Origin of the sequence: Sphingobium xenophagum (assembly GCF_002288285.1) — a bacterium.
Lineage (GTDB): Bacteria > Pseudomonadota > Alphaproteobacteria > Sphingomonadales > Sphingomonadaceae > Sphingobium > Sphingobium xenophagum.
Genome location: NZ_CP022747.1, coordinates 161500 through 175944, shown reverse-complemented (window position 1 = coordinate 175944; position 14445 = coordinate 161500). Strand labels below are relative to the sequence as shown.

The 14445-nt window shown below is 63.3% G+C and carries 9 protein-coding genes and 1 pseudogene; 4 read left to right on the top strand and 6 right to left on the bottom strand.

All coding sequences use genetic code 11. The features are described 5' to 3' along the window. Positions 1 to 103 precede the first annotated feature (103 nt). The 4 genes and pseudogenes from CJD35_RS18880 to CJD35_RS18865 all read right to left on the bottom strand — a co-directional run. Positions 104 to 373 (bottom strand): annotated as a pseudogene (locus CJD35_RS18880) (HU family DNA-binding protein); the annotation flags it as partial. Between the two features lie 123 nt (positions 374 to 496). After that, entirely contained in the window at positions 497 to 2116 is a 1620-nt protein-coding gene (locus CJD35_RS18875) for a cation:proton antiporter domain-containing protein (protein ID WP_244917317.1), read from the bottom strand. An 84-nt stretch (positions 2117 to 2200) separates the two neighbouring features. Further along, positions 2201 to 3412: an IS256 family transposase gene (locus tag CJD35_RS18870; protein ID WP_095686774.1), complete on the bottom strand. Its 1212-nt coding sequence runs from the start codon at positions 3410 to 3412 to the stop codon at positions 2201 to 2203. Between the two features lie 545 nt (positions 3413 to 3957). Then, positions 3958 to 6537: a bifunctional diguanylate cyclase/phosphodiesterase gene (locus CJD35_RS18865; RefSeq protein ID WP_337442147.1), complete on the bottom strand. Its 2580-nt coding sequence runs from the start codon at positions 6535 to 6537 to the stop codon at positions 3958 to 3960. A 41-nt stretch (positions 6538 to 6578) separates the two neighbouring features. Here CJD35_RS18865 and CJD35_RS18860 point away from each other — a divergent pair, with 41 nt between their 5' ends. The 4 genes from CJD35_RS18860 (at position 6579) to rpoH (ending at position 10825) form a co-directional block, all read left to right on the top strand. Beyond that, a complete protein-coding gene (locus CJD35_RS18860; RefSeq protein ID WP_048938230.1) occupies positions 6579 to 7598 on the top strand; it encodes a 2-hydroxyacid dehydrogenase in 1020 nt (339 codons plus the stop codon). A gap of 111 nt (positions 7599 to 7709) precedes the next feature. Further along, positions 7710 to 8711, top strand: a complete 1002-nt coding sequence (locus CJD35_RS18855; RefSeq protein WP_048938229.1) for a site-specific integrase — start codon at positions 7710 to 7712, stop codon at positions 8709 to 8711. Then, the gene (locus tag CJD35_RS18850; protein ID WP_095687422.1) at positions 8712 to 9548 is read left to right on the top strand and encodes a GIY-YIG nuclease family protein; all 837 of its coding nucleotides are present in this window, start codon (positions 8712 to 8714) and stop codon (positions 9546 to 9548) included. It abuts the gene before it with no gap. A gap of 338 nt (positions 9549 to 9886) precedes the next feature. Then, the gene (rpoH, locus tag CJD35_RS18845; RefSeq protein ID WP_048938227.1) at positions 9887 to 10825 is read left to right on the top strand and encodes an RNA polymerase sigma factor RpoH; all 939 of its coding nucleotides are present in this window, start codon (positions 9887 to 9889) and stop codon (positions 10823 to 10825) included. Between the two features lie 72 nt (positions 10826 to 10897). Here the strand turns inward: rpoH and CJD35_RS18840 are convergent, their stop codons facing one another. Further along, on the bottom strand, positions 10898 to 13165 hold the full coding sequence (locus CJD35_RS18840; RefSeq protein ID WP_048938226.1) for a TonB-dependent receptor: 2268 nt from the start codon (positions 13163 to 13165) through the stop codon (positions 10898 to 10900). A gap of 46 nt (positions 13166 to 13211) precedes the next feature. Further along, positions 13212 to 14408 (bottom strand): GGDEF domain-containing protein, encoded by a 1197-nt coding sequence (locus CJD35_RS18835; RefSeq protein ID WP_048938225.1) that lies wholly within the window; start codon positions 14406 to 14408, stop codon positions 13212 to 13214. Positions 14409 to 14445 lie beyond the last annotated feature (37 nt).

The following is a 14445-nucleotide window of genomic DNA, read 5'->3' as shown; positions in this document are numbered from 1 at the left end:
GCGCTCCAGAGGGATTTCAGGCCGCGCGCGCTTCGGCCGACGCGGTGGAGGAAGCTGCGGCGGGAGAGGGGGCTGCCTTGGTCGTGCCAGCCGCCGCGGCGATCAGCCGCTCTCGCATCGCCTTGCCTGGCTTGAAATGCACGGATCGCTTGGCCGGGACCGGCACGGCCGCGCCGCTGCGCGGATTCCGCCCGGTGCGAGCCTCGTGTAGCCGCGTCGAAAAGGCACCGAACCCGCGCAGCTCGACACGCCCGCCAGCGGCTAGCTGGTCGACGACCGCCTCGAAGAAGAGATCGACGATCTTTTCAATCTCCTGCGCGGAGAGTTCCGGGTTTTCCTTGGCCAGGAGGGCCACGAGTTCAGATCGCACCATGGCTGAAGCCTGCTTCACTGGTTTGTCACTACATCCAAGATAAGTCATCCGCGCGCCTATCTCCACATTTTATGGTGGTGCCGTAATGATTTAGTTGGAGGGGTGGTTGGTCGGGTGGGCAACTCACCGCGGCACGATTTGAAGGTCCGGACTGAGCTGCGCCCGCATGGCCCGGATCCTGTCGGTCGCATCGTCCGCCGTCATGCCGAGCGTCATCAGGGCCTGGGCACCGAGCCCAAGCCCCGCAGCATAGTTTTCGGGAAAGACATGTGCCGCGCCCGCCTGCGCCAGCTCACCCAGATGCGCATCGTCGCGAAGGCTGGCGATCACCTGGATTGCGGGGTTCAGGCGCTTGGCTTCGCGAATGATGCGCACCGACCGATGCCAGTTGTTGACAAGCACGATGATGGCCGCGGCGCGATCGACGCCGGCTGCCTTGAGTATTCCCGCTCGGCTGGCGTCGCCGAAAACCGCTTTATGACCTTCCTGTTGGGCGCGGCGAAGGCGCTCCACGTTTCGCTCGATCGCCAGGTATGGAATTTCGCTCGCCTCGAGTGTGAGCGCCACCAGACGGCCCACGGGGCCGCAGCCGGCAAGCACGACGTGACCCTTGAGCTCCTGAGATGTTGTGCGCACCGCTGTTTCGATCTCAGCGCCGCGCGGATCCCGGCTCCGCACCATGAGATCTCCGGCCCGGTCGCTCCACTGCGCCAGGATCGGTCCGACGAGCATGCTCGCTGCGATCGCGCCCAGGACGGGCTGGCCGATCGCGGGCGACAGAAGGGCGCTGTCGAGCGACCTGCCCACGATGAGTAGCCCAAGCTCACCTGAATGCGCCAGAAGCAAGCCGGTCTTGACCGCGCTGCTTGCCGGAAGGCCCGAGAGACGGGTGACCCCAAAGACGACCAGGAACTTGACGACGAGGATCGCGGCCAGAACGAGAAAGGTGACAGCCGGCTGGGCCAGGATCTGCGACCAGTCGACCGACATGCCGATCGTCACGAAGAAGATGCCCAGCAGCAGATCGCGAAATGGCCGGATTTCCTCTTCGAGCTGGTGCCTGAAGTCACTTTCGCCGACCATCATCCCGACCACAAAGGCGCCGATAGGAAGCGACAGTCCGATCTCTTCGGCTGCGAGCGACGCGCCCACCACAAGCGTCAGGACGGCCAGCAGGAAAGTCTCGTCCGGGCCCGATCTCGCGACCCACCCGAGCAGACGGCCCAGAGTCCGCCGAGCCAGAAGAGCCACGCCCGCCAATGCCACGAAGCTGACCCCCATGCGCAGCAGCACCTTTTCCATCTCGACCTCGTTGGCCGCGTCTGGGAGGGCAGCAATGAGCGACAGCAGGATCAAAGCGACCAGGTCCTCAAACAGGACTATGCCGGTCGCAGCCACGCCGTGGCGGCTCGATACCGCGTCGGTGTCGACGAGATGCTTTTGGATGATGGCGGTCGATGACATGGCGATGGCGCCGCCCAGGAGGGCCGCAGGCAGAAGCGGCAATCCTACGACGAAATGGCTCGCAGCTCCCGCCAGCAGTGTTGCGCCTGCCACGGTTCCGAACCCGAGCCCGATCATGGCGCCCCCGCTGGACAGCAGCCGAGGCACGGAAAATTCAAGGCCAATCACGAACATGAGGAGAGCGATGCCGAGCTCGCCGAAAAAATGGGTGCCTTCGCTGTCGGTTACTGCGCCCATGCCATGGGGGCCCAGGAGCAGGCCGGCGGCGAGATAGCCCAAGACCGGTGACAAGCGCAGCCTCGCCAGGATGGGTCGCGTCCGTCAATGTGGTGTAGAATTGGGTGTGGCCAGCGGGCTGCATTTTCAGGCGGCCTTGGGTGTAATCTGTAGCGGCTGTGCCTCCTCGATCATTGGTGTAGCAAGGGCGGCCATGCCCTCGATCTGCATGTAGCGGTGCTGGAGCTGGTATTCGTCATTCTGCTCCAGCAGGACGGCGCCGACGAGGCGGATGATGCTATCCTCGTTCGGGAAGATGCCGACGACATCGGCGCGGCGCTTCACTTCCTTGTTCAGGCGTTCCAGTGGATTGGTGGAATGTAATTTGACGCGGTGCTGCTCGGGGAAGGTCATGTAGGCCAGCACGTCGTGCTCGGCATCGTCCATGCAGGCGCCGAGCTTTGGCCAGCGGGTACGCAACTGGTCGGCGACCTGGCGCCAGACCTGTGTCGCGGCGGCATGGTCGGGCTGGAGGAAGACCTGGCGGATGGCAGCGGCGACGACGGTGTTCTGGCCCTTGGGCACGTAGGCCAGGGCATTGCGCATGAAGTGGACGCGGCACCGCTGCCAGGTGGCGCTGAGCACGCGAGTGATCGCTGCCTTGAGGCCCTCGTGGGCATCGGAGATGACCAGCTTCACGCCGGTCAGTCCGCGGCGTGCGAGGTCCTTGAGGAAGCTCGACCAGAATGGCTCGGCTTCGGAGGGTCCAATGTGAAGGCCAACGATTTCGCGCTTGCCCTCGGTGTTGACGGCAACGGCTATTATCGCGGCGACACTGACGATCCGCCCGCCCTCGCGCACCTTGAGGTAGGTAGCATCGAGCCAGAGGTAGGGCCAGTCGCCGGTGAGCGGCCGCTTAAGGAAGGCATGGACACGTTCGTCGATATCCTTGCACAGCTTGGACACCGAGGATTTGGAGATGCCGGTCATGCCCATGGCCTGCACCAGCTCGTCGACACGCCGGGTGCTGACGCCGGCGATCCACGCCTCCTGGATCACCGCGACCAGCGCCTTCTCGACGGTCTTCCTGGGTTCCAGGAAGCCAGGGAAGTAGGCGCCGGTCCGTAGCTTGGGAATCCTCAGGTTGAGCGTGCCGAGCCGGGTATCGAGGCTGCGGTCGCGGTAGCCGTTCCGCCAGGTCGTCCGGTCGCCGGAGCGCTCGTGTCGGCTAGCGCCGACCAGGCCATCGACGTCGGCCTCCATGATGATCTGTAATACGCTCTCGGCGATCGTGCGCAGGAAATCTCCATCTCCAGTCTTCGCCATCAGCTCGGCAAGCGGTAGTCTGTCGTTGGTCATCGGGATCAACTCCTCGGTGGGCGTGTGAAGTGTGGTAACTCCACCTTACCGATGAGCCCGGTGGCCACCGAGATCGAAATCGCATGGGGTGGGGCATGCCCCACCCCATGCGATCATCTCAATCTACACCAGAAATTACACCACGAGCGCGGACGCTAACCCAGGATGGCAACGGCCACAAATGCAGCCGCGATCAGAAGGAATGTCTGAGCAAGCTGTTCTTCCATGAATTCAAGAGCTCTATCCAGTTGCTAGTTGGATTTGGACGTGATGTAGGATGGAAGAAGGAGATGTCATCCGCATACGCAGGCCATCCACCCCCAAGATGAAAGCATCGAGGGAGGTGATGCTTTATACATCAAAACACTCATTTCAAACTGAGAAATGAGGTGATACATCGGCAGAAGGGTATAAGATTTCCAGGGTAGCCTCGGGTCGCGCTATGGGACGGCAGCTTCGCAACGGGCTGCCGTTTCTGCCTGCGGCGCTTCCTCACATGATAGCTTGCCCGGTGCTGCCGCGTCGCTACGCGAAGCACCCGCGCATCAACCGGTGGCCAGTCGGGCCTGCTCCCGGGAAAGAAGACTGGGCGCATGGCCGGGGCGCCCAAAGAGGTAGCCCTGGACCTGGTCGCACCCTTCCGCCACCAGCAGGTCGACGTGCCCGCTGTTCTCCACCCCTTCAGCGAGCACAGGGACGCCAAGGCTGTGGCCCAGCGCGAGCACTGCCCTGATGATTGCTCTGGCCTGCGGCCGCTCTTCGGACCCGATGACGAATGATTTGTCGATCTTGATCTTGTCGAAGGGGAACGAGTTGAGCGTGTCGAGCGAGGAATAGCCGGTGCCGAAATCGTCGATGGCAATGGCGATCCCCATCGCCTTGAGTTTACGCAAAATATGCAAGGCGCGCGGCTTGTCGGCGATGATCGCGGTTTCAGTGATCTCCAGTTCGAGACGCCTTGGTGCGAGTCCGGTCTCCAGAAGCGTCTGGGCCACGCTCTCGGGCAGGCTCGCCTGGCTCAACTGCACGGCGGAGAGGTTGATGGCCACGGTCAGTCCGTCATCCCAGCGGGCCGCCTCCTCACAGGCTTGCCGCAGCACCCACTCGCCCAGCGCCAGGATCTCGCCGGTTTCTTCGGCAACAGGAATGAAGATGTCAGGGGGGACCAGGCCGCGCTTGGGGTGGGTCCAGCGCAGCAGAGCTTCATAGCCGTTTACCCTGTCGTCCCTGAGCGAACGCTGTGGCTGGTAGAGGATCGTCATCTCACCGCGCGCCGCGGCGCCCCGAAGGTCGGCCGCGAGTTGCCGGCGTTCGCGCGCCTGCTCGTCCATACCTTTTTCGTAATAGCAGATCCGTTCGCCTACCGTCCCTTTTGCCCGGTACATGGCCAGATCAGCATGATTGCACAGCTGCTCGCGATCCTGGCTGTCGGCCGGATAGGTTGCGATGCCAAGGCTCGCATGGACGCTCAGATCGTGCGCATTGCCGGCATTGATCGCCGCCAGCCCAGTGCTCAGGCGCGTCACAAAGTCGGCAAGCTCATAGTCTTCGCGGTACAGAATTGCCGCGGCGAATTCGTCGCCACCCAGCCGGGCGACATGTTCATTCTCGCGAACCGCGTCCTTGAGCGCTGCGGCGACCATCTTCAATGCTTCGTCACCGGCTGAATGGCCGCGGCTGTCGTTGATATCCTTGAAATTGTCGAGGTCGACAACGACCAGTCCCAGGCGCGAACCGGCCCGCGCCGCAACGTCGAGATCGCGGTCGACGACATCGTTGAACCTGCGCCGGTTGGGCAGGCCGGTCAGGCCGTCATGCAGCGCCAGGTGCCGGATTCGTTCTTCCGAACGGCGCTGCTGGGTAATATCGTCAAAGGTGCTCACCCATCCGCCGTCGGGAAGCGCGCGCGAACGTACGCTCACCACGACGCCGGGATATTCCGAGATAGCAGGCGCGTCTCCTGAAGCGCTCAGTGCCTGGGCGAGGTTACGCTCGATTTCTGCTGCGCGCTGCTCGACCTCGGCAACGGGAAGATGGTTGGCAATGCCGGTGCGGATCACTTGTCCCACCGTCATGCCGCATTGGAGCGCATCGCGCCCAAGCCCGTACAGATCCAGGAAACGCTGGTTCCAGAGCAAAAGCCGACCGTCGCCGTCGTATAGGCAAAGGCCCTGGTGCATATTCTCAAGGGCCAGGTCGAGTTGGGCCTTCATGCCCTGGACGCGAAGCTGATTCTCGCGTTCCTGTCGGCGCAATTTGATGCCCGTCCGCCGGCTCGTGATCGCCGCCGCCGCAGTGAGAGCGATCGTGCAGGAGACCGCGAGAAAAATCCAGAGCGATATGGCGCGGGGAGACATCATGCTGAGGGGTGAGAAATCGCTTCGCGACGGAATCAGCGTGATCGCGGTCATGCCCGTAAAGTGTAGCAGGACCACGGCGGCGGTGATCAGACCTGCGGCCGCCGCGCCTTTGGCGAGCGATCTGCCGCGCAGCGCAAGGGGCAGCGCCCAGACTAGCGGGACGATTGCGAACACGGCCGAGGCCACGACATAATCGGCCTTCCAACGAATGAGCGCAGGCATTTCGAGCGCCGCCATGCCAAGATAGTGCATGGCCGTGACGCCCCCGCCCATAACCGAAGCGGCAAGAAGCGCGCCGAGCCAGTGCGGCGCGCGTGTCGCAATGAAGAGGCCCGCTGTCGCGCCTGCCAGCACGACCAGGAGCGAGACCACGGTCTGCTGGACATGATAGCCCATGACGATGCCGGGATCGTAGCCCAGCATCGCGATGAAGTGCGTGGCCCAGATGCCAAGACCGGCAGTCAGCCCCGCCATCGTCAGCCACAAGCTGCGCGAACCCGTGTCTGTCCAGGCCGCCTGCCGACAGAGGCGAACGGTTGCTGCCGCCGTCAGGAGACAGACTATAGCCGCGAGGATGACCAAGGGCGCGTCATGTTGATCGCGCAGGCAAAAGAGAAAGGGAAACATCGCCAATTGAGACCGAAGGAATTTGAACCTTCCCCATTTCACAAAGTGATTAACGGAGTTCGGCCCTTCGCGACAAATTGCGTAAAATCTGAACGACGCGCGCGCGAAGGGCTTTCCGCCGGCAGTGCGGTCGCTCATCCTTATTGCTCTCGCGGACGAGTCCGCGCTCGGAGGCGGACATGCGCATCGCGATCTTTGGTACGCGAAAGTACGACCGGCAGTTCCTGACCCAGGCGAACGTGGCCTATGGGTTCGATCTCGATTTCCTTGACGTTGCCCTCTCGCCCACATCGGCGCGGCTCGCGCGCGGTTTTGACGTCGCCTGTATCTTCGTGAACGATATCGCCAACCGGCAGGTGCTCGAGGTGTTGGCCGAAGCTGGGGTGGGTCTCGTCGCGTTGCGCTGCGCAGGCTATAACAATGTCGATCTCGTCGCGGCCGAGACGCTCGGTCTCGCCGTCGTGCGGGTGCCGGCCTACTCGCCGCACGCGGTTTCCGAATTCACGATCGGTCTCCTGCTGGCGCTCGATCGCAAGATCCACCGCGCATGGTCCCGGGTTCGTGAGAACAATTTCGCGCTCGATGGCCTTGTCGGCCGTAACCTGCACGGACGTGTCGCGGGCGTCGTGGGAACGGGACAGATTGGCGGGCTTGTCGCTCGCGCCTTGCGGGCTGGCTTCGGGTGTGAGGTCCTGGCCAGCGATCCTGTCGTTGACGAAGCGCTCGTCGCGATCGGCGTGCGCTATGTCGAGCGCGAGGACCTGCTTCGCGAAGCGGATATTATCACCTTGCACTGCCCGCTCACGCCCGAGACCCGCCATCTGATCGATGGCCGCGTCCTGGCGGCAGCGCGGCCCGATCTGGTTCTGGTCAATACCAGTCGCGGCGCGCTTATCGACAGTGCCGCGCTGATCGAGGCGCTCAAGGCGCGCCGGCTGGGCGGTGTCGCGCTCGATGTCTATGAGCAGGAAGCGGGCATCTTCTTCGACGATCTTTCCAGCGAGATCATCGACGACGACATCCTCCAGCGCCTGCTGACGTTCCCCAATGTCCTGATGACGGGCCACCAGGCCTTCCTCACCGAAGAAGCGTTGACAGCCATCGCTGAGACCACCTTGGAAAGCATCCGCGCCTATTCTGCCGGCGAGCCGCTGTGCCACCAGCTGCGCTATCAAGCCACACGGCCGGGGGCTGGATAAGCGTGCGACGGCTCATTCGGTCTGGGATCCCCTCCATCCACCTATGTCCGATAAATGGGATTCTCGGACATAGGATTTACGCCGAGAGGGGGCTCTGTTAGGCTGATCGCGATGGCACGCGACCTGCTTCCATTATCGACCGATCTTCCCGCCAATCTTCTCGCGGAAATTGGGGGTGCGCGCGAAACGCTGGCTGCTGCCAAGGCCAGCTCGACGCAAAAAGCGTATGCCAGCGACTGGGAACGCTTCTGCGCATTCTGCGATGCGCGCAACGTCGAGGCATTGCCAGCCCACCCCGACATCGTCGCGCTTTTTGCCCATGTCGAGGCCGAGGCTGGTATCGCGCCGGTCACGATCGGACGCCGCGTCGCGGCGATCAATCATCACCATAAAGAGGCTGGCTTCGCTCCGCCTACGGCGCGCGACGCGGCTCGTATCATTGCCCAGATGATGGCGGGCGTTCGCCGACGCTATGCGCGCAAGAAGCTCCAGAAGGCGCCGGCGGAGGCTGATGTCCTCAAGGCCATGCTCGCCACGATAAAGGGCAATGGTTTGCGAGCCGTTCGGGACCGCGCGATCCTGGCGATCGGCATGGCCGGAGCCTTCCGGCGTTCTGAGCTTGCCGCGATGCAGCTGGGCGATCTCGTCTTCACCGCCAAGGGCGTTCGCATTACCATCCCGAAATCGAAGCGCGATCAGGAAGCACTCGGACAAGTTGTCGCCATCCCCGAGGGCCGGGTGATACAGCCGATCCGGCTCTTGAGGGCCTGGATGTCCGCCGCCGCCCTCGACGGCGCCGATACGAAGACCGGCGAGGCGCAGCAGGCGCCTCTTTTTCGGCGGCTGACCCGCTTGGACGGGCTTACCGATCAACCGATGACCGACAAGACGGTCGCGCGGCTCGTCAAGGCCTGCGCGACTGCGGCAAGCCTCGATCCTGCCCTCTACTCAGGCCATTCGCTTCGCGCGGGTTTTCTCACAGAGGCAGCATCCCAGCGCGCCAATCTCTTCAAGATGAAGGACCACAGCCGGCACAAGTCGCTCGATACGGTCGCGGATTATGTGCGGGACGCTGCGATGTTCGACGACCACGCGGGCGACAAGTTTCTGTAAATGCTGCTCTTCACTGATCTCCTCGAAAAGGCCGGGCTTGACCCGGCCGATGTTCGCCTCCTGCGGCACCAGACCAAGGCGTCCACGGGGCGCACGCCCTATGGTTTGTGGCGCGACGACCGACCGGCCTTCGAGGACTATCAAAGCGTCCAGACCGCCGGAAATCGGGCCAGCCTGGCCGCGCCGATCTGGGCGAGCTTTGTCGCGCCGCCGACAGGAGGCTCGTTGTTTGCCGGAATCTATACGGCGGAGCATATCGGCGCCGCGCCTCCAGGCTGGCTGGACCCGCTCCACCAGGTCGCCGGCATCACCTTGACCGCCGACACGCTCGACCAATACCGTACGGTGCTCACCTCGCATCTGGAGCCCTATATCGGCCGGCTCTGGATTGAATGGGGCGCGGGCGCGCGCAAATGGGTGCAGCGTCCCGACCGTCAGAACAAGCCGATCATCGAGCTCACGCGCGCATTTCGTGAAGACGCCTTTCCCGGGTACACGCACTGCGTGACGAACGTATCGCAGGTGCAGAGCTTGCCGGCGACATGGGTGTCAGCGTTGCGCGCCGCACGCGGAATTTACCTTCTCACCTCCGCCAAAACGAAAGAGCAATATGTAGGCTCTGCGACGGGTGAAGGCGGTTTTTTCGGCCGCTGGATGAATTACGCTCAGGACGGTCATGGTGGCAATCTTGGCCTGAAGAGCAGCGAGCCAGGCGACTATCAGGTCAGCATCTTGGAAGTCAGTGGATCGGCGGCGACTGTCGACGAGATTCGGAGCATCGAGCAACTCTGGAAACGCAAGCTTCAAAGTCGCGAAATGGGCTTCAATCGAAATTGACGTTGCTGCCCGGCCATTGTGCTGCAAACCATGGCCGTTCTGGATCACCCCGCTCGTCTGCGCGTGTTTTAGCCGGCTCGGGGGCCGACGATAGGTCCCGCATCGTGGGCGTGCCGGAGCATTGAAGATGGCTACCGCCCTCGCACAACCGGGATGGGAACCAGCGGCGCTGGTTTTGCGTCATTAGGATATTCAAAACGCTTTGAAGTGATTTTATACTGGTTAAGCCGAGGCAGAGCCTGGCCGCGTCGCGACAGCTGCGGGCGCTGGTCACAGGACCCACGCAGACTGGCCGGCGGCAAGGTTCGCCCGCCAAACATGTAATTGCGTGAAGAGCCATGACAGACATTGCACTCAAGAACGCCGTTATTCCGGCGCCGGCCGGTGAGGATGGACTGAACCGGTATCTGGCGGAGATCAGGAAATTCCCGATCCTCTCGCCCGAAGACGAATATATGCTTGCCAAGCGCTTCAAGGAGCATGGCGATCCGGAAGCGGCCGCCAAGCTCGTGACCAGCCATCTTCGCCTGGTTGCGAAGGCCGCGATGCGCTACCGCGGCTACGGCCTGCCGGTTGCCGACCTCATTTCGGAAGGCAATGTCGGCCTGATTCAGGGGGTCCGGCGATTCGACCCTGATCGCGGTTTTCGTCTTGCGACTTATGCGCTGTGGTGGATCAAGGCCTCGATCCAGGAATTCATCCTGCGCAGCTGGAGCATGGTCAAGCTCGGCACGACGGCCGCGCAAAAGCGCCTGTTCTTCAATCTTCGCCGGATCAAGAACTCCCTCCAGGCCTATGACGACACCGATCTGAAACCTGATCAGGTCCGCCAGATCGCCGACACGCTCGGGGTCTCGGAAACCGAAGTCACCAGCATGAACCGGCGGATGATGCAGGGCGGCGACGCCTCGCTCAACGTGCCGCTCGGGGAAACGGGCGAGGATCAGTGGCAGGACCTGCTGAGCGATGACAGTCCGCTCCAGGACGAGGCGCTTGCCGGCGCGCAGGAACGCCAGCGCCGCCAGAACATGCTGTTCGAGGCGCTCGGCACGCTTTCCGACCGCGAGCGGGATATCCTGGTCCAGCGTCGTCTGATCGACGAACCCAAAACGCTCGAGGATCTGAGCCTCGTCTATAAGGTGAGCCGTGAGCGCGTCCGCCAGATCGAGGTTCGCGCCTTCGAAAAGCTCAGCCGCGCCATGCACCGGATCGATGATGAGCAGCGCATCGCGAAACTGGGCGGACATCGGGAGAACCAGGCACGCGAAGGCCATTGACCGGGGGGCGGGTGCACAGAAGGTCGCACGCGCCTCGCCCTCCCCTCGCGGGCGCTTTGCCTGTCTGCGCCGCTAGTAGCGGGCCGATATCTCGATGCCGAAGGTGCGGGGCTCGGCCGGAATGAACGTCGGGTAGCCGAACGAGCCGCCGACGTTGCCAGCATCGAGCAGGTAGCGCTTGTCAGCAAGGTTGCGCACGAAGCCGGCGATTTCGAGGCGGTCGCTCCACAGGCGCGCTCCGGCCCGACCATTGATCAGGGTCACTGCGGACTGGCTGATGGCCTCGCTATTGGGCACATCGAAATAGAGCTTGGAGCGGTAGGTGACGTTCGGCGCGGCAAAGAGGCTGACGGCATCTGATACAGGGTGTTCGATCAGCATCCCTGCCGACGCCTGCCAGCGGGGCTGGAGCCGAAAGCGATCGCCGGCATAGATCCCGTTGGCCGGCCGATCGTCGATCCGCGCGCCCGTGTAAGCCATGTTGCCAAAGAAGCGAACGCCCCGGACCGGACGCACGTCCAGTTCCGCCTCCACGCCCGCATTGCCTGCCGACCCGGCATTGTCGATGCGGACCGCGCCGCTCGAGACATCGAGGACAGTGACCTGGAAGTTGCGATAGCGGTCATAGTAGACCGAAACCGCGCCGTTGATGGCGCCGCGCGCGATCTTCAGACCCGCTTCGTAGTTCCAGACCGTCTCGGCGGGGACGATCGACAGTTCAGGTACAGGCCCCGACGCAGCCGAAAGCTCCACAGCAGGTGAGCGACGGCCTTGCGAGATGGTGGCGAACAGCGTGCTCGCGGGCGACAGATGATAGAGCAGGCTGAAGCGCGGAAGGAGAGCGGCAAAGCTGCGCTTGGCGGTATAGGTGGCCCCGGCCGTATCGACCAGTGGCAGCAGCGGGCGGCCGTAGAGCAGCGCATTGGGCTGCTGCGCGGCATAGCCCGAGCGCCGGTCCTCGATCAGCAGCCGAGCGCCGGCAAGAAGTTCCAGGCGCGGCGCTGCTTTCCAGCTCACGTCGCCGAACAGCGACCAAGTCGTATTGCGGCCTGAGTTGCGGTACCAGCTCGAATAGGGAATGACGGTCGCGAGCCCTCGCGAGAGGAGGGCGGTTGCCCGCGATGCAATGACCTGGTTGTTCGCATCGACACAGCCGAGCCCTGGGATCACATTGGCAGTGCACTGCAGATAGGTGCCGACCTCGGTGGAGAAGGGGACTGTCTGCGATCCGTTTTCGATGAAAGCGTTCCAGCCGAAGATCGCCCGCCACTGATCGTCGCGATAGGTGAAGCGGCCTTCATGGCTTGCCTGCCAGCCTTTGGCCTGCTCGGCGAATTCCAGATACCATGCTGCCGACCCGTCGGCGTCGAACACCTCGCGCGAATTGAACCGGCGATAGCCATTGGTCGTCGTGAAGGACCAGCCATCGGCGATGTTCGCGGTCACCGTGAGGTTCACATCATAGACGTGGCGGTCGATCCCGAGCTTATCGCCCCCCAGCACTGCCCCGGAGGCTGGCGAGCTACCGAGATAGGCTGCCCCAAAGACGCCTTGCGCCGCCGTCGAGCCAAGCCGCCGCGACAGGAAGGGCGTTCCGGAATTGCGCTGCCGGTCGTAGGTCAGAACGAGATCCGCGGAAAGACTTTCCGTCGGCTGAAAGTGGAGAGCGCCGCGCAGCCCGAGCTGGTCCTGCGCATAGAGATCATCCTGGCCCGGCGCGAGATTTGGGACGTAGCCATCGCGCTTCTTCCACTGCCCCGCGAGGCGAGCGGAGATCCGCTCGGAACCGATGTTGAGGAAGCCTTCCTCGCGCAGGGCGCCGAGATTGCCGATGGCGCTCGTGAGGCCGGCCGAGAAACCCGGACGCGCGAGATTGGGGACCAGGCTGACCGCGCCGATGGTCGCGGCCGTGCCGAACAACGTCGCCTGCGGTCCCTTGGCGACCTCGATCCGTGCAAGGTCGAAAAGACCCTGATAGGCCCCGCGAGCACGGGAAATGTCGACCCCGTTATAGTAGACGCTGACGCGCGGCGGCTGCTGCGCGGAGCCATTGTCCGACGTGATGCCGCGGATCACGAAACCGGGGCTATGCGGGCTTTGGATCTGGATGTTGAGGCCCGGCACATAGGCCGAGAGTTCGCCGATGTCGGTCACCCCGAGCTCCCGAAGGCGCGGGCCAGTCGCGACCGAAAGGGTGATCGGCACATCCAGGTCCCGCTGCTCGATCTTCTGCGCAGTGACGATGATAGCGGCAGCCCCGGCGGTCGGCTCGGCGGCCCGCGCAAAGGCCGGAAAGCTCGACGAGACGATGGCGACTGTAAGGACGAGAAGGCGGCGCATGCTGTCTTTCAAAAATCGAAGTGGTCCCAGGGCCGGGTTCTGGCCTTCAGGCATTCACGGCCTTGAACGGCACCACCGTCGAGGCCGTGCTGTCCGCCCCTATCCCGTCGTCGGTCTCGATACGATCACGTCCCAAGGTCTTGGCTCGGTAGCATGCCTGGTCAGCGCGGCGCATGAGGTCGGCCAGGCTGTCGCCCGCCTGGTATTGCGCAATTCCCGCGCTGAAGCTGAAAGTAGGCAGGTCGGCCTGGCCATGTTCGCGGGTATGGGCGCGCATGGCCTCGACGATAAGACCAGCCGCGGGCGCGGAGACCCGATTGAGCAGGATCACGAATTCCTCGCCGCCGGTGCGCGCAAGATGGGCAGACTTGGGCGCCGTACTGCGCAGGATATCAGCGAAGGCCTGGATGACCCGATCGCCCATATCATGCCCAAAGCAGTCGTTGATCCGCTTGAAATGGTCGAGGTCGATCATCACGGCACAGAGCTGGCGCTTGCCGATTGGAGCCGATGCCAGCAGCGCCTGCGCCTGACGGTCGAAACCGCGGCGATTGAGGAGGCCCGAGAGATGGTCGGTCTCCGCCGTGCGCACATATTCCTGAATGGTCGTCTGGATGACGATCAGCAGGACGGTGAGCCCGGCAGCCGTCAACAGGATGGCCGTGCTGGCCTGGGAATAAAGCGCATAGGCGCTCCCGGCATAGTCTCTTGCGGTTTGCCCTGACCCCAAGGCGGCAGCAACGAAGGGTTTGATGAAAAAGTTGAGACCGCTCAGGAGAAACAGCCCGGCCAGGCTGTGGTTGAGCTGGCCCTTGCCGGTGCGAAACGCCGTATGGCTGCATAGGAGAATGCCGAGGGCCAAGGGCAGCTGGAAGGCCAGCTCATAAATGAGATCGTCTCGCGTCCCGCCCCAAATCGCAATCCGCGTGTTCAGGCCTAGCACGGCAAGAGCGGCGATCGCTGTCCAGGGCGGGAGCTTGCGATGAAAGATGCTGAGCGCGGCCGCCATGGCAAGGAAACCGCCCAGAAGCGCCATGTAGCTCGCCAGCATGAAGGGCGCGGGATAATCGGTCAGCCGGATCGCGATCTCGCTGATCGGCGTCACCATGCCCAAAAGGTAGCTGACCCCGAACGCGATGACCGGACGTTGTCCCCGACTGATACGGGCGATCAGGAAATAGCTGAGCGCAAAGAGGCCTGCCACCACCGCATTGACGATCAGCAGAACCACTGCCCCATTCATACGCACACGAACCCTTTGCCTTGCGGCAAGGGTAAGC

Excerpts from the sequence above, each read along its gene's own strand:
- CJD35_RS18870 (WP_095686774.1), bottom strand. The coding sequence starts at position 3,412 with ATGACCAACGACAGACTACCGCTTGCCGAGCTGATGGCGAAGACTGGA.
- CJD35_RS18865 (WP_337442147.1), bottom strand. The coding sequence starts at position 6,537 with ATGAGCGACCGCACTGCCGGCGGAAAGCCCTTCGCGCGCGCGTCGTTC.
- CJD35_RS18860 (WP_048938230.1), top strand. The coding sequence starts at position 6,579 with ATGCGCATCGCGATCTTTGGTACGCGAAAGTACGACCGGCAGTTCCTG.
- CJD35_RS18855 (WP_048938229.1), top strand. The coding sequence starts at position 7,710 with ATGGCACGCGACCTGCTTCCATTATCGACCGATCTTCCCGCCAATCTT.
- CJD35_RS18850 (WP_095687422.1), top strand. The coding sequence starts at position 8,712 with ATGCTGCTCTTCACTGATCTCCTCGAAAAGGCCGGGCTTGACCCGGCC.
- rpoH (WP_048938227.1), top strand. The coding sequence starts at position 9,887 with ATGACAGACATTGCACTCAAGAACGCCGTTATTCCGGCGCCGGCCGGT.
- CJD35_RS18840 (WP_048938226.1), bottom strand. The coding sequence starts at position 13,165 with ATGCGCCGCCTTCTCGTCCTTACAGTCGCCATCGTCTCGTCGAGCTTT.
- CJD35_RS18835 (WP_048938225.1), bottom strand. The coding sequence starts at position 14,408 with ATGAATGGGGCAGTGGTTCTGCTGATCGTCAATGCGGTGGTGGCAGGC.